Source organism: Arthrobacter sp. 135MFCol5.1 (assembly GCF_000374865.1).
Classification (GTDB): domain Bacteria; phylum Actinomycetota; class Actinomycetes; order Actinomycetales; family Micrococcaceae; genus Arthrobacter.
This window is the reverse complement of the sequence record NZ_KB895458.1, coordinates 68,479-88,991: the sequence shown is the minus strand read 5'-3', so window position 1 is coordinate 88,991 and position 20,513 is coordinate 68,479. Positions and strand designations below refer to the sequence as shown.

Here is a 20,513-nt window from a genome sequence, read left to right as displayed (position 1 = left end):
GCACATGTTTCCCGCTCGTTCGTCGCCGGTTCGCCGCCGCTCACCGCACAGCCCCAAGGCGCGCCGCGCACCGCCGTTCCTGCCCGACGGAGCCTTGGTAGGGTGCCGGTTAGCAGAAGCGGGAACACTCTCAAGGAGGAGACATGGCCGGAATACCGGACCAGCGGAACTACGGATCCCGGGCGGAGGGCGGGCTGGCGACGGACCCGGACCTTCCCCCGCCCGCCGTGGACCAAGCAACGCTCGAAGCCGAAGACCGGAAATGGACGCCCGGAAAGATCGCGCTCTGGGCGGCGATCGCCCTGCTGGGCGGTGTTGCCTGGTTCATGCTGGCGGTGGTCCGCGGGGAAACCGTCAACGCCATCTGGTTCGTGTTCGCCTCCGTCTGCACCTACCTGATCGGCTACCGCTTCTACTCCAAGGTGATCGAACGCTACATCACCAAGCCTGACGACCGCCGCGCCACCCCCGCCGAGTACAAGGCCGACGGCAAGGACTACGTCCGGACCGACCGCAACGTCCTCTTCGGCCACCACTTCGCCGCCATCGCAGGCGCCGGGCCGTTGGTGGGCCCCGTCATCGCGGCCCAGATGGGCTACCTGCCCGGCACCATCTGGATCATCGTCGGCGTCGTCTTCGCAGGCGCGGTCCAGGACTACCTGGTGATGTTCTTCTCCATGCGCCGTGGCGGCCGGTCACTTGGCCAGATGGCCCGCGAGGAACTCGGCGTCATCGGCGGCACCGCCGCCCTCATTGCCACCCTGCTCATCATGGTGATCATCGTGGCCATCCTGGCACTCGTCGTCGTCAATGCCCTGGGCGAAAGCCCGTGGGGCGTCTTCTCCGTGGGCATGACCATCCCCATCGCCCTGTTCATGGGCGTGTACCTGCGCTACCTCCGGCCCGGCAAGGTCATGGAGGTCTCCATCATCGGCTTCGTCCTGCTGATGGCCGCCATCATCGGCGGCGGCATGGTCGCGCACACCGAATGGGGCGCCGCCGTGTTCCACCTGGACAAGGTGACCATCGCCTGGGGCCTCATCATTTACGGCTTCATCGCCGCGATCCTGCCGGTCTGGCTGCTGCTGGCTCCACGCGACTACCTCTCCACGTTCATGAAGATCGGCGTGATCGTGATGCTCGCGCTGGCCATCGTGGTGGTCCGCCCGGAAATCACCGTCCCTGCCTTCAGCGAGTTCGCCGGCCGCGAGAACGGGCCGGTCTTCTCCGGCGCGCTGTTCCCCTTCCTGTTCGTCACCATCGCCTGCGGTGCGTTGTCCGGTTTCCATGCCCTGATCTCCTCCGGCACCACCCCCAAACTGGTCGAAAAGGAACGGCAAACCCGGTACATCGGGTACGGCGGAATGCTGATGGAATCCTTCGTGGCCATCATGGCGCTCGTTGCGGCCATCTCGATCGACCGCGGCCTCTACTTCGCCATGAATGCACCCGCGGCACTGACCGGCGGCACCGTGGAAACCGCAGCGGCCTGGGTCAACAGCCTGGGCCTGAGCGGGGTGAACATCACCCCCGGGCTGCTGAGCGAAACCGCCGCCAACGTGGGCGAACAAAGCATCGTCTCCCGCACCGGCGGTGCACCCACCCTGGCCGTGGGGCTGGCGCACATCATGCACCAGTTCGTGGGCGGGACGGCCATGATGGCCTTCTGGTACCACTTCGCCATCATGTTCGAGGCGCTCTTCATCCTCACCGCCGTGGATGCCGGCACCCGCGTGGCCCGGTTCATGCTGCAGGACTCAGTCGGCAACTTCGTCCCCAAATTCAAAGAGGCCTCGTGGCGCCCGGGTGCCTGGCTCTGCACCGCCGTCATGGTCGCCGCGTGGGGTGCCGTGCTGCTGATGGGCGTTACCGATCCGCTCGGCGGCATCAACACGCTGTTCCCGCTGTTCGGCATCGCCAACCAGCTCCTGGCGGCCATTGCGCTGGCTGTCTGCCTGGCCATCGTCGCCAAACGCGGCACCTTCAAGTACCTCTGGATCGTTGCCCTGCCGTTGGCCTTCGCCGCGGTGGTCACCATTACGGCCAGCTACCAGAAGATCTTCTCGCCCGTTCCGGCCGTGGGGTACTTCGCGAACAACGCCGCCTTCAGCAAGGCACTGGCAGATGGCAAGACCGAGTTCGGCACCGCCAAGACGGTGGCCGCCATGGAAGCTGTGGTCCGCAACACGGCCATCCAAGGGTGGCTGTCAGTGATCTTCGTGGTGCTGAGCATCATCGTGATCGCCACGGCGGTGCTCGCCACGGTCAAGGCGTTCCGTGACCGTGCGTCCGGGGCTGCCACCACGGACAACGAAGACCCTGCGGTTCCCTCGCGTGTGTTCGCCCCCGCCGGATTGGTACCGACAGCGGCCGAGCGCGCGCTGGGTGCGGAGTGGGACAAGGTGCCCGCCGACGCCCGTCTTGAACGGGGCGGACACTGATGAGCGCCGGAATCACGGCGGTTACGAATGGCTTCCGCGGGTTTGCGCGGTACCTGGGTGGTGTCATGGGTGCGGATGCCTACGCCAAGTACCTGGAGCACCACAAGGCCTCCGGGCACCAGGAACCACCCTTGGGTGAGCGGGAATTCTGGCGGGACCGCACGGACCGCCAGGACCGCAACCCGCAGGGCCGGTGCTGCTGATTGAGCCCGCAGCGGACAAGGCCCCGGAGGCGTTCAGGGAGTGTCCCGGGGCCCGATGGCGCATGAGAGTATGAACGCATGAGCGATCCCAATGACACTCAGGCAGCTGAGGACCTCCCGGTAGAAGGCACCCCCGTCGAGGACGACCCGTCGCCGTTCCAGGCTCCGCGGGCAGCGGACGGAAGGCCGCAGCGCAGCAGCCTGCACGACCTCGTTGACGAGCCGGCCAAGGTGATGCGGATCGGCACCATGATCAGGCAGCTGCTGGAAGAGGTAAAGTCCGCACCCCTGGACGAGGCGGCGAGGGGCCGGCTGGCAGCCATCCACAAGCGTTCCATCAAGGAACTCGAGGACGGCCTCGCCCCCGAACTGGTGGCTGAACTGGACAGGATCAACCTGCCGTTCTCCGACAATGCCACCCCGTCGGATGCTGAACTCCGGATCGCCCAGGCACAGCTGGTGGGCTGGCTGGAGGGCCTGTTCCATGGCATCCAGACGGCCATCGCGGCACAGAACGCTGCCCGGGAACACGCTGCGGCACAGCTGCAGCTACGCCAGCTGCCGCCGGGCACCATGATTGCGCCCGGCGTCGTCATCGGTGAAAACGGGGAGCCCCAGCGGGCGCCGGCCGGGGCGCGGCCGCCGGCGCAGGGCACGCCCAACCAGCGTGAAGACCCGGACCACGGTCCCGGGCAGTACTTGTAGGCTGCGCTTGGGCTTTTTCAGCGCCGCCAGGCAGGGGCGCAAAGATGATGCCGAACTTGGCAAGGGGTTGTGGCGCCGTGCGCACGACCGCTTCCACCGGGGTTTGGACCGCTTCCACCAGGTCCTCGAAGGGGTGGAGGATGACCAGCTGTACGGCGAACTGGTAGAGATTGCCAACGAGCTTGCGGCCCTGTTGCAGCGGGTCAGGGCAGTGTGCATGGAGGCCCAGCGCCGTTCGCCCAGTGATGGCCTGGACATCCCGGCTGAACTGGCGGATGTGCACCGGGCCTTGTCCAAGGCGGGCAACTCGCTGGCCACCACCGCGGAGGCGGCAGCCATGCTTCGGCTGGCTGTGGGGCCGGTGCCGGTTGGGGCGGCGTCCGTCCGTCGCCGGGCTGAGGCGGTCCACGAGCAGGTTGACGACGCCGAACGCCGGCTCCGCGGGGAGTAGTCCCGCCCTGGGCACGAAATTATTCCCGGTCAGACGAACGAATATTGCCGTTACGCGTCTGGCTGACAGGGCGGGAAAAAGGGCCGTGTGGGCCTGCGGCTTTGGCAGGATGAACCTATGACTCTTTCACCTACCTTGACTTTCAACGACGGAAACACGATCCCCCAGCTCGGCTACGGTGTGTGGCAGGTTGAGGACGATGTGGCTGAAAAGGTTGTCCGCCAGGCCTTCGAAGCCGGCTTCCGCCACATCGATACGGCAAAGATCTACGGCAACGAGGCAGGCGTGGGCCGCGCCATCGCCAGCTCAGGCCTCTCGCCCGAGCAGATCTTCATTACCACCAAGCTGTGGAACGCGGACCAGGGATACGAGTCGACCCTCGCCGCCTTTGAGGAGTCCATGGACCGCCTTGGCCTCAACACCCTGGACCTGTACCTCATCCACTGGATGCAGCCCAAGCAGGACAAGTACGTCGATACCTGGAAAGCGCTGATCGAACTGCAAAAGCGCGGCCGGGTCAAGTCCATCGGTGTCTCCAACTTCACGGCCGAAGGCCTGCAGCGCCTTATCGACGAAACCGGAGTGGTTCCGGCCATTCACCAGATCGAGCTGCACCCGTACTTCAGCCAGCGTGAGCTGAGGGCGTTTGGTGCCGACAAGGGCATCCTGACCCAGGCGTGGTCCCCGCTGGGCCAGGGCGGCGAGCTGCTGGAGGACCCTGCCGTGGCGTCCATCGCGGCCAAGCACCAGGCCACCCCGGCGCAGGTTGTCATCGCCTGGCACCTCGCGATCGGCAATGTGGTCATCCCCAAGTCGGTGACCGAGTCCCGCATCAAGGAGAACTTCGCAGCCCTTGAGGTCTCCCTGGACGCCGACGACGTCGAGGCAATCAACGCACTGGACCGGACTGACCGCGGCGAGGGCCGCATCGGACCGGATCCCGCCGTTTCCGACTTCCAGTAAGCCCGCGGGTTCCACAGACCCGCGACGGCGGCCCAGGGCCACACCCGGCCGGTGGACTCCCGCCCCTCCAACGTCAGCCCATGCTGCCGGCAACCGCCAGGCCGCATGGGCTGACGCCTTTAACGCGGCCGGCGGCGCGGTCCCGGGGTCACTGCATGGAGTGTTCCCGCGGCCAGGCGGTCAGGCAGCGATTCTGACGTGCTCCACGGTGACGGCATCCACCACGGCCCAGCTGTCCTCGCCCGTGCACTGCCTGCTGGCAAAACGCTCGGCTTCCACCAGGGTGTCGAAGACCTCGGCGCGGGCACGGCCGCAATCAGCGTCGAAGTAGGTGACGTGAAATTCCTGTACGGCTTGGTTCTCCATGAATCCAGTGTGCAACCGGGGTCTGACATTCTTTGGAATCCGGCCCGCGTGTTGCTGTGAGACGTAGACCTAAGTGGAAGAACCAGTTCCTATTTGGAAGTTTCGGGGCGCTTAGTTGGAAGTCTTCCAACTACGTTGGCATCCCCCTATCGCGGAAGTAGGCGAGTTCTCGAGGACTTCGGGGCGCTGTGCGGGCCATTACAAAGCAGTGGATACTCCTGAGCTAGCGGCACATCGAACTGGCCGCACCGGACGCCGAATCCAAACCTTCCATCCGCCCGCTCGGCCCGGCAGACGAACCGCCCGCATGAACAGGGAAGCGCCGTAGTCGACTTCGCGTTCCTTGCGGTCCTGCTGGTGGTCCCGCTCGTGTACTTCGGAATCACGGTTGCCTTGTCCAGAGTGGTGCAAAGTTAACAATTCTGGGACAAGATTTTCCCGGCCTTAACAATTGTTAATGTGTCCGTGTGAGCTCCTCCTAGGAAGGGGACTTTCATACACAAATGAAGAGGTTCCGGAGGGTGCGCCTGAGGTGTTCAAAGTGCCCCGACCCAAGACCGCTGATCGCGGCGGGTGGTACTCGTAGCTCACCGAACCGGCAGACGACGAGCCTGCCGCATAGACAGGCGGCACCCAGGGCCCCTGCTACAGAGTCGTGCGGTGGACGCCTGGGACCGCAGCCGGTGATGCTCATTGGACGACAAGTACTTGGGACACGAACTTCCACCCCGGTTGCCGGTCCGATAACTGCACGTCCTGCGGTTCAAATTCTGGTCGGGGCCGCAGATAGCGGACGGCGTGGCGGAACGCGTTCCCGCTCCGAACGACGTCGGCAGAGATCTCCACGACCAGCGGTTCGACCCGTGTCAGTGTCACCGGACTTTTGCTCTTGCTGAATCTGTTCAGAGCCGTTTCGGTGATGACATCAGGCCACGGGTGGCTGCTTATGGGCGGTGAAGGTGGAGGGCCAGGCCCTGAGACACCTTGGCCGTCAGCGGGGTGGACCTGCCAACGATCCGAAGACTGCCGCTCATCGGCAGGCCCAGCACGAGGTACTCGGGTCGGTTGGTGGAGCCGATCACCGCGGCGGAGACTAATCGGTGACTTCGCGGCGTTTTACCTTTAGCCTTATCTGCACTAAGTCCTCTGCGCTAGAGCGCTCGTAGGACGAAAGGGAGAGCCGGCACTTGAGGGGAGACGCCCTAAGCCTCGACCTGTAGATCACACCAAACCCAAGGGTCTCGAGGACGTTGGGGAACGTATCGGTTAGGGCACCTTCACCGTGCAAATCATCGTGCGGGGTAAACGTGCACATGGGGGCTAGCAACGGCGCCGAGGGGAAGAATCGTGCCTGGCTGCGCGCTTGGCGACCGGCTTACGGGACGCCTTGGAGGAGCGTCTTCCGTCGGCCCGCATCTACGTTCGCGGCTAGACGTCTCGTGTCGATACCGTCGCCGTAGAGTGCCTCCCTTGAATCTTTTTGCCAGAACTTGCTTTACGTGCTTCGCCGATGTTCTTCACATCCGCTTTTGGAAGTAGGCGACGACTGGTGGCACCGCAATCAGGACCGTGACTACCGCACCAGCTGTCATGTAGAAGATCTCCGGCTCTGGAAAAAGCGCCCGCACGACAAAAGTTACGACAACGCCCGCAACTAGTCCAAGAGCGCAGAGAAGTATTAGCTTTCGAAAGCCTGGTTCGCCCGCCACATTAACTCCGCTCTACGTTTTTCCTGTTCAGTATGTTGAGCGAACCACCTTACTGCGAAGAGGCCCCTAAAAACGGCACCCCTTTTGGTTGACGGCTGCCCATGACCTGACCCTAGCGATGAGGTCAATAGGTGTGGTGGATGAACGAGCGGCATTTCCGCCCGTAGGACGATCCTTTACCGGGCACTTATTGGGCGGCGTATGAGCCATTATTGAAACATGAGTCCTTTCATCGCTGCCTTCCGGCCGATTCATTGACTGCTGCCACGCCTTCCAGGGGGTCAATGACGGCCGATGAGCTAGCGGAAGTCAAAGCACGGATGCTTCGGGAAGACCCCGAGTACCGGGCTAAGGTCGAGGCCGTAGAAGCCGCACGCCGTCAGCAGGTGCAAGCCCTCCGGAGTGCTGAACAGCCGATCATTAGGGATCTTCGGGCCGTGGGCTGTGACGTGAACTCCGTATGGGACCTCGTCAATACGACCGAGCCCTACGAAGATGCGTTACCCGTACTCCTCGGTCACCTTGAATGTGGAGGGTACCCGGATCGGGTTATGGAAAGCCTGGGACGGGCGATGGCGGTCAAGCCAGCCGTAGCATTTTGGGACCAGTTAAAGACTCTTTATCTCAGAGCTGAGAATCCGGGTGAGGAAGAGGGCCTGGCCCTTGCTTTGGCCGCTGCTGCCACAGGAGCCCAGCTCAAGGAGCTGACCGACTTAGTTCAGGACGAATCCCGTGGACCAACGCGTATTCACTTCGTGCGAGCACTGCTCAATATCGGAGGTGCAGAAGGGCGGTCCACAGTGGAAACGCTTCGACATCACCCCACAGTGGGCAAGGAAGCGCGCGCACTTCTGCGTACGAGGCGTGTCAGGTAGGCGCTTAGAGCTGCCCGCCCATCACGTGCCGGAACATAGACGATGGCTTCCGCGGTCCCGGTGAGGGATCCACGAGCAGGCGCTCTGTGGCCGCAAAGTGGGTAGCCGCCGGGGTCTACTCAGGTCGGGCCTCGGGCCGTAGACTCCGGGTATTGCAGGGAGATTGGGGCAGCAACGGTGAACGTCTTTCTAAAGCTTGTCATCTCACTTCTGATCATTGCTGCAGTTACTCTTGGTTCGACCTGGCTTTTCGGGCCCAGTTCTACCGGCGGAGCCCTTCTGATGATTTGCATTATTCTCGGCGGATACTTTGGGGTGGCTGGGGCGGGGCGCAAGCAAAAAAGACGGATCAATACCGACAGGCATGGCTTTCGAGGCGAAAGGAAAACGGCCAAGTGCCTCCCGAAAGTTCCTCAAGTCCGGACGATCTCCACTAGGCAGGATCCTCTGGCGCTACTCTACGCAGCCGGATGGGTAGGAACAGGGGCGGCCGGGGCATGACGAAGTGTCCGTTTAGCGATCCCTTACCGGACGCCTTTTCGGACGATTCGCGAGCGGTCACGGAAGCGGGGGCCACACGGGAACCGACGTCGATGCCCGTTGCCTGAATCGACATTGAAGGTCGAAGCTATTTCGTTCTTCATTCCTGTCCGGCTGAATTCGAGACTGATCGCCGCCTCAGGTAGGTGATCCCAATCGCTGCCAGGATCGGCAGGCTGAACACCACCCCAAACGAACTCGGCACAGGAACGCTCCCGTCAAACCATGACATCAGGATCGATAGGAAGTTCCATGACCGTGAGGACCAATCGGTCCCAGTTGGAGTAATGGCTTCGCTGACGAAAACCGCTGGAAAGAAGACCACCACCGGAAACAAAACCCACTGCATGAGGCCCCAACGACGGCTGCTGGCGGTGTCGCGCTCTGAGGTCACCCGGCCATTCCTCTCAACTAACACGCCCCCGTAACTGTCGCATTCGCTCTTCAGAACAATCGGCGGCCATGGACGCCGGTTGTGGCTTCCCGCCTAGGGTGTCTCTTTCGATTCCGCTCGGGCGCGGGAGACGATCTCTTTGAACCGGTTTGGATCCAGGTATTGTTCGCCGGGTTTCCTGATTACTCGTCCCATGTATGGATCTCGTTGTTCAAGATCTATGTGGTTCGTGGGGATGGTCGTGTACCCCGCCTCGACTTCCGCGCTGTCCCTGTTGAATGCCGCCATGATCAGGTACAGCAGGGGTCCGATCGTGATCATCGTCAATATGGTCAGCGAAGTCATCACCCATTGGATCCACAAATCGAAAAAACTGAGGAGGGCCCCGGTGACAGGGAGGATTAGGAAAGACTTCGTGTATGTCGTTCTGGCATTTGCGAAGGCGTACGCCGAAGGGCCGTCCAGAAGGGTCCCCGGAGCTTCGTGATTCACAAATTTAGAATACTCACGAAGGAGTTTCACATGCTACGGACGACCAAGTTTTCCTGCAGTAGCGAATATCAACAGGTCCCTGGCAAGTCGCACCTACGGGATCTTTGACTTCTCACATCCAAGTCCTGGAATGCGCAGGTATTCGAGTGCGGTGAGGGATCCCCTAGCGGGCCCCTGAAGGGCAGCCCTTCATTCTGACCCTGCGACCAGGCTTTGGGCCAGATGTTCATTCAGGTTGAGCAGCTCCTGAAAGGGCACTGCCTTTCTTGCCGCCGCCGCTATGTCGCGGCCTTCCGCTGTGAAGAGGAACGGGTACACGCTGATGCCTTCCTCGAGGGACAGTGCAGAGACTTCCGCTTCCCATCCTGGCCAGCGAAACTCCTGGTAGAAATCCGCGACTCCGCCATTCAGCAGCCACTCGATGAATTCCGTGTGGCGGACCCCCAAGGGCGTCCACTCCAACGTATCGGGACCCCAGTAGCAAACTTCACCGGCTTGGGCGGGAAGATCATCGTGATTGATGGCGAACACTCCACCCAGGACGTCATACCCGACGACGAGGTGACCCGGTGGCGCTGAGCGATCGTCGGGGTCGCCAAGAGCGTTCACTGTGGCGAGATCCTGGATTCCCTCAGAGCCAGCGCCAAGTATGCGTACCCATCCGTGGTCGAGGACGAGGGTCCCGCAGTTTGATGCGATGGCTCCAAGCGTTGACGCTGACGTCACCTGTAGACGGTAGAGCACGTTCCTTCTGGCGGTGTCGTCCGCTGGCAGCACTCTGGCCTCGAAGGGCGCCTTGGACAAGAGCGCCCTCAGTCGCGGCCACGCGGGGACGTCGACATCGAGAAGCTCATCCGCAGATCGTATTGCAGTCATGGTCAGATGCTGTCATGGATTGCGCATGGCAGAGTGGCCCGGCAAGGGATCCCCTACCGGGCGCACTCCTGTGTCAAAGGCATCTCAAAGGAGCCGACTTTCAAGTTGGCTCCTTCTTACGTCCGCTCCTCTGCAGCCTCCCGCTGCTTCTCGCGCAACTCCTGCGCCCGGATTTCAAGGCGGCTTGGAGGCCCTGGGGGGGACGGCTCGTGAACACGGACCGGAAACAAGTCCAAAGTTTCCAGTCTTGTATGTCCCGACGACTGGACGGGGGCGGCTCCGCTGATCCGCCCCCGCCAGCCAACTATGACTTGCGCCCCACTAGGCGGCACGAGCCAGGCTGTGCGCTGGGACAAGTCCGATGGCTATGCGGGTACCCCGCAAGAGTAGCCGGCGTTGAGGTTATCCAGTGGCGATGGCATCGTCACCATCTCGTGCGAGGCGTAGCTGGTATCCTCGTACACCTGCGTATTTTGAGTCGTACTGCGGACCTCGACGTCCATCGCATAGATACTGGGGCTTCCCGGCACCGTGATTTCGAACCCTGTGATCGTTGTCGTAACCCTTGAAAGCGTCGTGGTCAGAAAGTCGATGATGTCTTGAATCTCAGCGAGGTAGGGGTCGCCGATCGCTCCTTCAAGGAGCGACAGGTCAGGTCGCGGGTAGCCTGCATAGTTGCATCGGACATTAGCGACGGCAGAGTAGACCTGCTGGGTCGCCGCAGCCCTGGAACCGTTCGGAGCCGCCACAGCGGCACTGATCGTCAGATCGAGCTTCTTGTCGACGCTGACGGGCTCGAGGAGGCTCAAAACACCCAGGGAATTTGTATGGAACGTCACACCGGGGGCCGCATTTGAAAGGTTGACTGCCGCGTTCGCGGCTGGCATGCCGTTGCTGTACGTGGCCGTCAAGGTGTAGCGGACATAGGCGGCAACACCAGGATCTTGGCCTGGATCGAACGGGACAACCGTTGCACTTGTTTTCAGAACAAGACTGACGCCCTTTGGAATCAGGGTGCCACGGGCAGCGGTGATCTGCGCCGAACTAAGAACCCCTTCAAGGCTGAAATACGACGTCGCCTGCGGGGCCAGGCCGGCACCACTAAAGTCGACTTCCGCCGCGTCGGGCAAACTGGGATCCGTGACCAGGGTTGTCCCCGGTCCTTCGTAGCCGGTAGGCCCGTTCGGGCAGCTTCCCGCGGCAAAGGTGCACAGGCCGTCACCGTCGAAAAGACTTAGTCCCGTCCCTGGTCCTTTGACTGTAATGGCCGGCACGCTCGTGCGGGAATTGTTGACAACCCCTACGAGCGTGTCGTCGGCGCCATCGTAGGGACCCACGGCCGGGTCGCCCATGACACTTATCGTTCGGTCAGCGTTTATGACCAGCAAGATCTGACAGCTGGGCGCCAGACCTGTCGCCGGACATTGCCTGAACGGCGGGCTGGGTGAGATCGTGGCTGCGGTGGCGGGCGCCGGTATACCCAGCGCGATGAGGAAGAAAGTTGCTGCAAGACCTGCGATGGTACGTGGAATGCGGCCTCGGATCATGGCGGTGCCCTTCGATGAGTTGTTCGACTTCGAACCAAACCAACATCCTGCAGCCACCCAGCAGAGTCTCGGACCGAGTTTTGATTCCTTGCGCGATTGTTCCCGTATCGCTTCGCTAACGGTAGGAACGTGCCCTGCGCTTCACAAGGGGGAGTTTGTACTCGATTTTGATGACGGCTCATACCTGTTGATGCCGCAGATACTCAGTGCAAACCGACGATCCACTCCCTCTATAGGGCCATGCCCGGTCCTCTGGCCACCAAAACTCGGGTGTCACATCGGGCATGCCTTGGCGCGGCATCGACGGCAGAAGGTCACTTAGGTTAAAGGAAAGGGCGCGTCGATGCACGACGCTGTCCACGTCAAGAACGCGCCCAAGAGTTGAATCTGTCACGGTGCACAACGACTTCGCACGGGTTCCCTCTCTGATCATCAACCCGGCACTACTTTTGTAAGCAAGGGGATCTCACCCGCCTTAAGTACCGAGCGTCCTAGCCAGACAACGGGCCTACGCCCTCACTTTCGGCAAGCATGGTCAACCGAGTCAACGACCTTCAGGGCACGTGCGTTTCATGGTGCCAGTTCGCCATCCGTGTCACTGCGGTTTCTGCAGCCTGCCTGCAGCCCCTCCCATCGGGCTGCTACCCAGTGAGGACAAGGAGGCCGGGAGTTTTGAATTGTTAATATGTGGCCAGCAAACAGGGCCGTCCGATTGGCAATGTCGGCTTCAAAAGGCCGTGGGACACAGGGGCTGATTGTTAATCACCGTCCCTGCTGGACATGCATCTTGGTCTATCCAGTATGTCCATAGATTGGCAGCTCCGGCCTTATATCTTCAATACCTTATGAATTGTCTATCTTGAACCAGACAGGCCTTCCGCCAGTCCCTGGGCAGAGCTTCCAAGGGAGCGTAACCGGCGGATCGCCGAGGGCAATGCTGGACTGGTGGAAGTGTCGCACGCATCGGGGTCGCCCGTGAAGACTTCAAACGGTCGACAAGTGCAAACGTAGACAGCAGATGAAAATTCTGCAGGATCAGAAGTGAACATCGGAGGTATCTAGTTTGCATTTATGGATCAAAGACCGTGAGGGGAGAAGGGCAGATGTCCGGGAGCAGGGCTAAGTCTGAACGAAGGAAGCAGCAAAGACCAAGCGTGGAGATGCCAGGACCGAACACTGCGGCTCCGCAAATTTTGCCTCCCCCTTCTAGCGCCCGCGCAATCACCTTTTTCTTTGCCTTACCTGAGGCTCTCAGGACGAAACCAGACATGGAAGTCCAGCTCCTGTTCGTCAAGGCGGGCGACGACGAGGCCCCGGCCGAACACGTGATGACGAAGGATGGCCTGGACCTCTACTGTAGATACACGCTGACGCTCCGACATGTCGACCGTCCCGTTTCCGATTCTGACATTGCATTGACAACGCAGGCGGCGATCCGAAAGCTTCCGTCGCGACAAAGCCGCAACACACCCTTGCCGATGAGGTGCCGGACGACGCTGGCGGAGGTGCGCTGCCTAACCGACGATTCAATGGATGAGCCCCAAGAACACGCACTTGAGCAGGCGCTGAAGATTGTGACCGACTTCCAACAGGCTTACCACTTAGCGAGCAAGGAGGTCATCTCGCTGGTAAGCAGGAAATCCCTTCCCCTCGTGCTTCCAGTGGTTACCGAGTTGAAAAACGGCGAGCTTGAATTCGGCTCGATAGTGGGCAAGTCACAGGGCAACCGTGGCCCAGCTGGACGACAATCAGGGACGGTGGAGGCGTCGACACGGCTACTCACCGATGATGAGGAGGTCACCCTCCGGGGAGCCCTAGCTATGCTGCAGACCGGTGTTTTCGGTGAGTTCATAGACGTTCAGCGAGAGGGGTATGTGGCCTATCGGTCGGGGAATACTATCTTGGCGAGCATCCTCCTCGGCGGGGCCGCGGAACTCCTCGTGAAGGAAACGGTTGGAATGCTCCTCTGGGAGGAGGGCGTAGAACTTGGGGAAGCCAAGAGAGTGCTCGGAGTTCTTCGTACGACTCGATACCTAAACGAGGCCACGCCACGACTCAAAAACGCGTTGGCCGATGCCTGGACGAAGGACATGGAAGCCGCCTATCTAGGGTGGCGAGAGGATGTTGCCAAACTCCGCAACGCTTCCATTCATGATGGTCTCCGGCCCACCAATGATCAAGTAAAAAAGGCAAGTACTTCATACGTCCGCTTTCAAAAAAGTCTTGTCGCGGCCTTTGCTGCAAAGCACGAGGTGTATCCCGTCACAGCCTCCCTCTTGGGTGCTTACAACGTCGTCACCCCCGTCGGGGCGGCACAGTTGCGACTCAAGATCGAGCGATGGAAATTCGAAATATTCCGGCATGGACAGGAATTGTCGGGCGACCTCAGCGATTCAGTCCTACACCTGCTGATTGACGAGGCCAGTAACTTCCAATGGTTTGCGGTTGACGAGCGCCGCGGCGTAGCGGCAAGGCTTCCTGATCAAGAGCCGCCCGTGAACATTTCAGAGTTGATTGCTGACATGGCTGCTACAAAGAAGCCGCCATTCCATGTGCTACTGCAGGATGAGAATGTACCCAAAGGAACCGACAGTTCGATGCTTGCCTGGCTGCCTGCTTATCTGGCATTCCCGGAGAGTCAACCTCTCAACTTTCGCCGGAGCTTGTGATACGAGCTCAGTACAGTGACGCCGCGTCGCCGTCGCAATTAGGCTAAAGCGAATTAAGCCTCCTCCGTAGCTCCCTGCCTGTGACGTAGTGCCGTTGAAGGCCTATACCAAGTACGACCAGCACAATCGCCACGAAGGGGTACACCCAGGAGCGTGTGGCGGCGGGCCAAAATAGTGCGCCCGCACCACCCCCGGAACTAATTAGTGCGAGCAAGCTAGCGCCGCGTGTGTCCTGGCTCAATCTTGTTTTGTAGTATGTGAGGGCGTCGTTGAGTGCGTCGTGATAATCCTCCGTTCGAATCAAGTATTTAGCCCGGCGGATGGCTGCGACGGCCAGAAGACCAAGCAAAGCCATCGAGAAGGACCAGGCTTGCACTACTGACACCTCAGTAGTGAACATGGCAATACTGTGTGTCAGGACGCCGAAAATCATGAACTGCGTCAATCCGATGGCGAGCGGGATCAATAGATCCCAAATACTTGGTATGCCAGATGGAAGTGTGAACCCGCCCGTCATAGTTCCTGCGTACACAGCAACGATGGCGAGTACACCCCCAACCCAGAAGAGCCATAGCAGGAGCCGATCATAAGAGGCTTCAGGCGGCGGTGCAGTCAAGCCTGCAGCGGCGTATCCTGCTGCGGCCAGGGTGACGCTTACCAACGTCGTGTGCAGTTGGAGGTAGTGATTCGCCAAATGCGCCCGCAATCGATCATGGAGTTCTGGTGGCGTTAGCGGGTGCGGCCGAGAATCGTCAGTACCTGAACCACTTTGTATGTCATCGTCCATTGCGCCGCCAGATCCTCGCCGAAGCAAGGCATGCCAATGACCGGCCTACCTTGATTCAGCGATTGTGCTCGTCCGCGCGACTGCGGTCAATGCACTCAACCTGAAAGCCTTGCCACATGCGTGTCACTCGTCGAGCAACTTCGCTCTCTGTCGCTCGAATTGGCTCTGCGTCAGCATCCCCTGATCGCGGAGTTGGGCGAGGTGCGTGATTTCGGCAGCAACGCCCTGCATATGTGCTGCGGGGACAGAACGTACGGACGCGGGTATCGAGGCGATCCGGCGGGCGCGATTCGACAGGACGAACCCGAGGCAGAAAACCACGACGCCGGCAGCGATCACGGCCCACCATAGGACCGCCCACTGCGCGGCGGACGCCTTGCATACGGACTCGTAGTCTGTCTCAGGGAGAACGCTGTAGCCCAGATGCATGTCCAACTTCATTGCATTGCTGTAGGCCCGATCCAGGTCAGCCTTCTCGGCAGAATGTTGGTTGGGCGAGAACGCGCTCTCGCAATATGCCCCGACGGGTACGCTTGACCCGCATATGAACCCAGCGACCGCGATGAGGATACCGAGGATGAACGGCGACAACGGCCCCGAGAGCTTCCCTGGTGTTCCCATATTTGTCCCCCAATTTCTGCGTAGTCAAGTATTTTTGTGAACAACCCCTTCGGCGCGCGAAGCGGCACGATGTGCGGCTCATCCTATATCTGCAGTTCAAAGTCGGAATTGCATCTTTTATCAAGTTTTGCTCAGGATTCCGGCCTGCAGGTTCAGAGACGATCCCTTATCAAGATGCGAGGATCTGCTGGTCAAAACGTTTTAAGGCGGCAAACCCCAGGAGCACCTCGACGGCAGCCTGCAGCGGCCGCGCTCGGTAGTCAGGGTAGGCCGGCCGGATGAGTGGCATGACCGGCAGCACGAGCAGTCCCAGACTGGAGATCGGGTAGGTCCCGCCGTCGGCGGGCAGTGCACCGCCGTCGACGCAAGTTTCGGGCCCAACGCTTCCGACCAGACCGGCTCGGCTTTTCGCATTCTTCCTCAACGTCAACTGCTGAACCGGCCCCCATCAGTGCTCGCCGCCGAGTCGCAGGAGCGGAAGCCTTTGGCAACCTGACGCGTGGTAACGGTGTACTCGTTCACGGCGGCCCAGGTTCGGTTTCGAAGTGGTTACCACTCGACCTCCATCTTCTCCTCGAAAGCCCTGAACAGGGCTTCCGGGTCATAGCCCTCGACCAGATGCGCGGCGATGGAAAGTTCATCGCCCAGGTAGGTCGTTGGACTGACGAGGGAAAAACTACGTCTTCGTCTGTCCAGCTCCTTTCGAGAGCGAGTTTCTTCAGCCGCGAAATGAAGGGCCTGATTCTTTGAGCCCCGGCTCCGCCAACCACCGCCTCGAGTTGAAAACCCGGGAAATGGATCTGTTTGCGATATGGGATCGAGAATAGATCCGGGAACTCGCTCTCCGCTGTCAGCGCGAGGGACCGTCGGACATCGGCTTCCGTGAGAAGTCCATACTCCTTGGCTATTTCTCTCTTCACCAAGACCGTCGCAGCAACTGCTCGCGCGAGTTGGGGAGAGATCTTCGTTTCGAAGCTCTCGATGACGTTGGTAAGTGCTGCCACGACCTCGCGCAGTCCCTGTTCTGAAGCCTCTTGCCTCACCGACTGTCCTCCATTGGACGAATATCCTCAATCTAGCTTTGTTCCCGCTAGCTGACGACCGGGAACAGGGCGGAGGCCCGATGGGGGCATTCCCTGGTGGGGACCTAGTATCACGCGGCCAGTTGGAAGGACTCCAACGGAAATCAGTAGAGCCTCCATTCTTAGGCGGTCAGCGGATCCTCGGGGCCCACTTGAGCGGCTGATTATGTTGCCCGCTAGTTCGGGTCCGGCTCTGGGACATTGGCGTGCTTTCCGGTTCGCTCCACCTCATTGTCAAAGCTGCCGTTTTGCGATTTCCTCTACCCACGAGGGACTGTGAAGGCCCTGCTTCCTGTCGGTTGAGAGCCTGAGCCGGGCCGCGCGAATGGCTACGCGCTCTTCCTGTCGGCTAAACCTGCTTGTTGGCTCGCTATCAGTAGCGGACTCCTTTTGCAGCGCGCCGCCCAATAATTCCTTGTCGCGGAGTGGACTCGCCCACGCTGCGCCAATGATCCGGCTTTCTTCCAAGCCGGATAGGTCGCTGGCATTGAGAAGTTCCAAAGCGGAAAGCCCGATCTCGCGTTTCTTCAGATCGTCATCCAGGCTCGCATCGAGCGCCCATTGCGCCCGATCCCACCAGTCAGTTCCGCGCTCAGGATGTCTCGTGGGTGTACGCTGATGCCGCCTGAGCCCTATGATCACTGCGACGAGGGCGGCCGCGAAGACTGTGACGAGTGGTAAGAGGGCGGCAACTATCTGCCACCACTCTCCGTCGGCAATGGGAGTAGGGACGTCGATAGGGCCCCGTGAAGGTGCGAAGTTCAAGTACCCCGGCATATGCGTTGAGATCATGGCTTTGAAGGACTAGGAGTATCTATCCGCACCACGGGCGAGGTTATTCTCAGGGTAACCACGTGATCGGTGCGTACTTGAATCCAATACCTGGCGGAGGACCCGACGGCACACGACTCAAGTAGGAGCAGTTCCAGTGGGTCGTCATCGCGTCGCAGTTTTGAAGGTTTCACGTCCCGATACTCGACAGCCGGCACAGTGGCAGCCATGGATCGGGTGACGGTCCTGGCTGTTAGATCGAGCAGGTACAGGCTGCCTGTAGCGGTGGTCACAATGTAGCGGCCCACATCGTCATTGCGAAGCTCCTGCACCATCAGCTTTCCCTCCTGTCATCTCTCGCCAGTTGAATCCAAGCCGAACTCATATACGGGGGAGGGTTCCCACAACTTCCTCACTGCGCCCCTACAGCAGGAAGGGAGCAACCAGGCTCGTGGCCAAGTCACGCTCCAGGGACACGCATTGGCCACACCTTCCTCCCCCAACAATCGTAGCTCCAAAGGGCAAGATGCGCATGTTACACGTAGAGATGCGTCGTGTCAACCAAAATTTTGGACTAGGTTCTTGTTTTTTCTCTCGACAGGGTAGATGCTGGTGATGTAGCGCGTTTGAGCCAGACGCTACCTGCCACGGGATCAGCCGTTCTGAGCTGACCTGTTCGAAAAGCATTGAGTACGATGCTTCGATCTCCTGTCAGTGGTGCGAGGAAAATGCCGCCTCCATCGGGTTTCGACGGCAGATTCTGCTTCCCACCACCATCACCTCCTGCACGGACTTATAGAGGCGACGCGCTTGTCCATGCCTTAAGGACCCTACCTTCGGCCACCGTCGTGGACCATTGACTACAGGTCGATTTTCCTAGGTTCTAGCTGCATGAACGGAGCCGTTTTTCCTTGCTGCCATTGCAGTTGGTGTAACTGGCGCGCGTCGATAAGCGCGGCCCGCTAGCCGGACTGAATTTAGGGTGCCTTCATGAATAACGGGCCAACAACTCCTACGCCTCCTAAGCTGAAGGCGACGTCAGCTACATCCTCGAATGTGCCGCTCCAGCCCGAGTGGCCGGGTGGCACAGCACAGCTGCCGCTATTGCTTATTCCCACCGCCTACCGGGGCGAAACGCCCGCCAGCTACTGTGGCCGGATTGACGCCTCGACCGCCGCCCGCCAGGGCCACACCTGGGCCCTTGCCGGTGTACTTGACCGCGAACACCGCCAGCAAACGACTCGACGCAACCTCAGCACCGCCGCGGCTGAGCGGGCGGCCATGCTCTTCTCCGTCGAATTGGTGGGCAGTTGTGCTCAACGCTTGGTCCCGCTTGTAAAAACTTCAACTGTCTCGTGGCATAAGTGCCGGCTCTGTACAGCAGGCGAGATTGTCGCGATCCATCCTGACTACGGTCGTCTAGTATGCCCATCGCACGGGACCTGGACAGGACCGACCGCGGGAAAACCCAAGCAGCGGCCTTGGAACGTCCCACAACCTGCTGTTTCACATTCCGCCAAGATCGACGTGACGAGCACCGAGGCGTCTGCACGGATCTATGCAACCGGGGCAAGCCCGCAATTGGTGATGGACGCGATGCGAGGCGCTGCATCAGCCATACACCACCGGTGGAAGGGGATACCGACGGCCGACACCCTGCAGACAGCTGCAGCAATCCTGGAAAGCGTTCTGGATCCCGACGTCGTCCGAGCCGTCAGCAACTACGGGCGGCCCTACCGTGACGCTTATATTCTGTTGACCGAGAGGATGGCGGAAGCCGGGAACCCATCGGGCTACCCGGCGGTCGACCAAGCATGGCTGATGCTTAGATGGACAGCGGCCGCCGCCAGAAACCGCTGGGTCGGCCAGCAGCTAACCGACGACCCGACGCCTCTTATCGAACCCATCAGGCCGGCTTCTCAGCTGACTGAAGCCATAGCACCATTCAACTCGTATCTTGCGTGCGTGCAGACATCCGACCGCACAGACCTTCTGTGGTGGAAAGACCACTACTTCCACCAAACCGCGTCCGGGCCACTATGCATGTGTCCTGAAGGCCACGTGCAACACCTGCGCGCATCCGATGGCACACGACGTATGACTCGCATTCCCCGCTGCGCCATCTGTACCGGAAGGAAGGTCATGCCGGGCGTAAATACGCCGGCCGACAAGGCGCCGCGGCTCATCGCCGAATGGGACTACGAAGCGGACCAGACATACACCCCGTGGAACGTTTGTGCTGGAAGCGGTAGGACCGGGCACTGGATCTGCCCTAACGGGCACCGATACGACGCCAAATTTGGTAACCGCGTGGGGCGGGAGAGCGGTTGTCCTCTCTGTGCCGGGACCCGCCGCATACCAGGCCTGAATGATCTCGCTACTACCCATCCCGACCTCGCGAAGATGTGGGACTCTGAGGCCGGCAATACCAGAACCTGCAGTGAACTAAGTGCCGGCTCCGAAGCGCGGGTTGGCTGGAAATGCACGGAGGGCCATGCCTTCGTGCGGACGCCACTGAAGCTCGTGCGGACGCAGGGGCAATGCCCGGTGTGCAAGGGAACATTGTTGATCCCAGGGGTCAACGATCTGGCGACGTTGAAACCTGAGGTTGCCGCGCAATGGAACGTCGAACGAAACGGGTTGCTCCGACCCTCCCTGTTTCATCCCCGCTCAGGGGTGAAGGTGTGGTGGATCTGCCCGGAAGGGCACGAATTCCAAATGGCCATCGCCTTCCGTTCTATGGCGCGGAATATCACCTGCCCGATTGACACTGGGCGGCGCTTTCTCCAAGGCACAAACGATCTCGCTACCAAGGAGCCACAGCTGGCCACGGATTGGGACGGTGAACTCAATGGCGCCACTGCTTCTGACGTCCTGGCCGGGGGCAACGCGAAACGCTGGTGGACGTGCCCAGCTGGCCACACCCAGCACCAAACCGTTAATTCCCGACGAAAAGCCAGAGGCTGCGCAAAATGCCCCTCAGGCGACCGGGCAGCTTCATCACGGAAAGACTGAGGAACA

General features: G+C 60.6%; 15 protein-coding genes. 8 read left to right on the top strand and 7 right to left on the bottom strand.

Going from position 1 to position 20,513, the window contains the following annotated elements:
• Nucleotides 1-143: 143 nt before the first annotated feature.
• The 5 genes from C563_RS0112330 to C563_RS0112310 all read left to right on the top strand — a co-directional run bounded on the left by C563_RS0112330 (nucleotide 144) and on the right by C563_RS0112310 (nucleotide 4,763).
• Nucleotides 144-2,441 (top strand): carbon starvation CstA family protein, encoded by a 2,298-nt coding sequence (locus tag C563_RS0112330; RefSeq protein ID WP_018762372.1) that lies wholly within the window; start codon nucleotides 144-146, stop codon nucleotides 2,439-2,441.
• Nucleotides 2,441-2,644: a YbdD/YjiX family protein gene (locus C563_RS0112325; RefSeq protein ID WP_018762371.1), complete on the top strand. Its 204-nt coding sequence runs from the start codon at nucleotides 2,441-2,443 to the stop codon at nucleotides 2,642-2,644. Before C563_RS0112330 ends, C563_RS0112325 begins: the two co-directional genes overlap by 1 nt.
• Before the next feature lie 78 nt (nucleotides 2,645-2,722).
• Nucleotides 2,723-3,349 carry a bacterial proteasome activator family protein gene (locus tag C563_RS0112320; protein WP_018762370.1) on the top strand — a complete coding sequence of 209 codons (627 nt, stop codon included), beginning with the start codon at nucleotides 2,723-2,725 and terminating at the stop codon, nucleotides 3,347-3,349.
• A 7-nt stretch (nucleotides 3,350-3,356) separates the two neighbouring features.
• The gene (locus C563_RS0112315) at nucleotides 3,357-3,800 is read left to right on the top strand and encodes a hypothetical protein (RefSeq protein ID WP_018762369.1); all 444 of its coding nucleotides are present in this window, start codon (nucleotides 3,357-3,359) and stop codon (nucleotides 3,798-3,800) included.
• Nucleotides 3,801-3,917: 117 nt separating this feature from the next.
• On the top strand, nucleotides 3,918-4,763 hold the full coding sequence (locus tag C563_RS0112310) for an aldo/keto reductase (RefSeq protein ID WP_026264754.1): 846 nt from the start codon (nucleotides 3,918-3,920) through the stop codon (nucleotides 4,761-4,763).
• Between the two features lie 180 nt (nucleotides 4,764-4,943).
• Here C563_RS0112310 and C563_RS0112305 read toward each other — a convergent pair whose 3' ends face one another.
• Nucleotides 4,944-5,129, bottom strand: a complete 186-nt coding sequence (locus C563_RS0112305; RefSeq protein WP_018762367.1) for a hypothetical protein — start codon at nucleotides 5,127-5,129, stop codon at nucleotides 4,944-4,946.
• Between the two features lie 1,993 nt (nucleotides 5,130-7,122).
• Here C563_RS0112305 and C563_RS0112295 point away from each other — a divergent pair.
• On the top strand, nucleotides 7,123-7,713 hold the full coding sequence (locus C563_RS0112295; protein ID WP_018762365.1) for a hypothetical protein: 591 nt from the start codon (nucleotides 7,123-7,125) through the stop codon (nucleotides 7,711-7,713).
• A 640-nt stretch (nucleotides 7,714-8,353) separates the two neighbouring features.
• Here the strand turns inward: C563_RS0112295 and C563_RS0112290 are convergent.
• The 4 genes from C563_RS0112290 to C563_RS21180 all read right to left on the bottom strand — a co-directional run bounded on the left by C563_RS0112290 (nucleotide 8,354) and on the right by C563_RS21180 (nucleotide 11,367).
• Nucleotides 8,354-8,647 carry a hypothetical protein gene (locus C563_RS0112290; RefSeq protein ID WP_018762364.1) on the bottom strand — a complete coding sequence of 98 codons (294 nt, stop codon included), beginning with the start codon at nucleotides 8,645-8,647 and terminating at the stop codon, nucleotides 8,354-8,356.
• Between the two features lie 93 nt (nucleotides 8,648-8,740).
• Nucleotides 8,741-9,139 (bottom strand): hypothetical protein, encoded by a 399-nt coding sequence (locus C563_RS0112285; RefSeq protein ID WP_155845159.1) that lies wholly within the window; start codon nucleotides 9,137-9,139, stop codon nucleotides 8,741-8,743.
• 189 nt (nucleotides 9,140-9,328) lie between these two features.
• Complete coding sequence (locus C563_RS0112280; protein WP_018762362.1) at nucleotides 9,329-10,015, bottom strand: DUF2625 family protein; 687 nt, start codon at nucleotides 10,013-10,015, stop codon at nucleotides 9,329-9,331.
• 365 nt (nucleotides 10,016-10,380) lie between these two features.
• The gene (locus C563_RS21180) at nucleotides 10,381-11,367 is read right to left on the bottom strand and encodes a hypothetical protein (RefSeq protein WP_018762361.1); all 987 of its coding nucleotides are present in this window, start codon (nucleotides 11,365-11,367) and stop codon (nucleotides 10,381-10,383) included.
• Nucleotides 11,368-12,830: 1,463 nt separating this feature from the next.
• On the opposite strand from C563_RS21180, the gene C563_RS0112270 reads away from it, so the two are divergent.
• Entirely contained in the window at nucleotides 12,831-14,231 is a 1,401-nt protein-coding gene (locus C563_RS0112270) for a hypothetical protein (RefSeq protein WP_018762360.1), read from the top strand.
• Nucleotides 14,232-15,141: 910 nt separating this feature from the next.
• On the opposite strand, the gene C563_RS22420 is transcribed toward C563_RS0112270, so the two are convergent.
• Nucleotides 15,142-15,459 carry an SHOCT domain-containing protein gene (locus C563_RS22420; RefSeq protein WP_155845158.1) on the bottom strand — a complete coding sequence of 106 codons (318 nt, stop codon included), beginning with the start codon at nucleotides 15,457-15,459 and terminating at the stop codon, nucleotides 15,142-15,144.
• Between the two features lie 698 nt (nucleotides 15,460-16,157).
• Entirely contained in the window at nucleotides 16,158-16,643 is a 486-nt protein-coding gene (locus C563_RS22415; RefSeq protein ID WP_155845157.1) for a hypothetical protein, read from the bottom strand.
• Between the two features lie 2,376 nt (nucleotides 16,644-19,019).
• Here C563_RS22415 and C563_RS22160 point away from each other — a divergent pair.
• Nucleotides 19,020-20,507: a zinc-ribbon domain-containing protein gene (locus C563_RS22160; protein WP_196803339.1), complete on the top strand. Its 1,488-nt coding sequence runs from the start codon at nucleotides 19,020-19,022 to the stop codon at nucleotides 20,505-20,507.
• Nucleotides 20,508-20,513 lie beyond the last annotated feature (6 nt).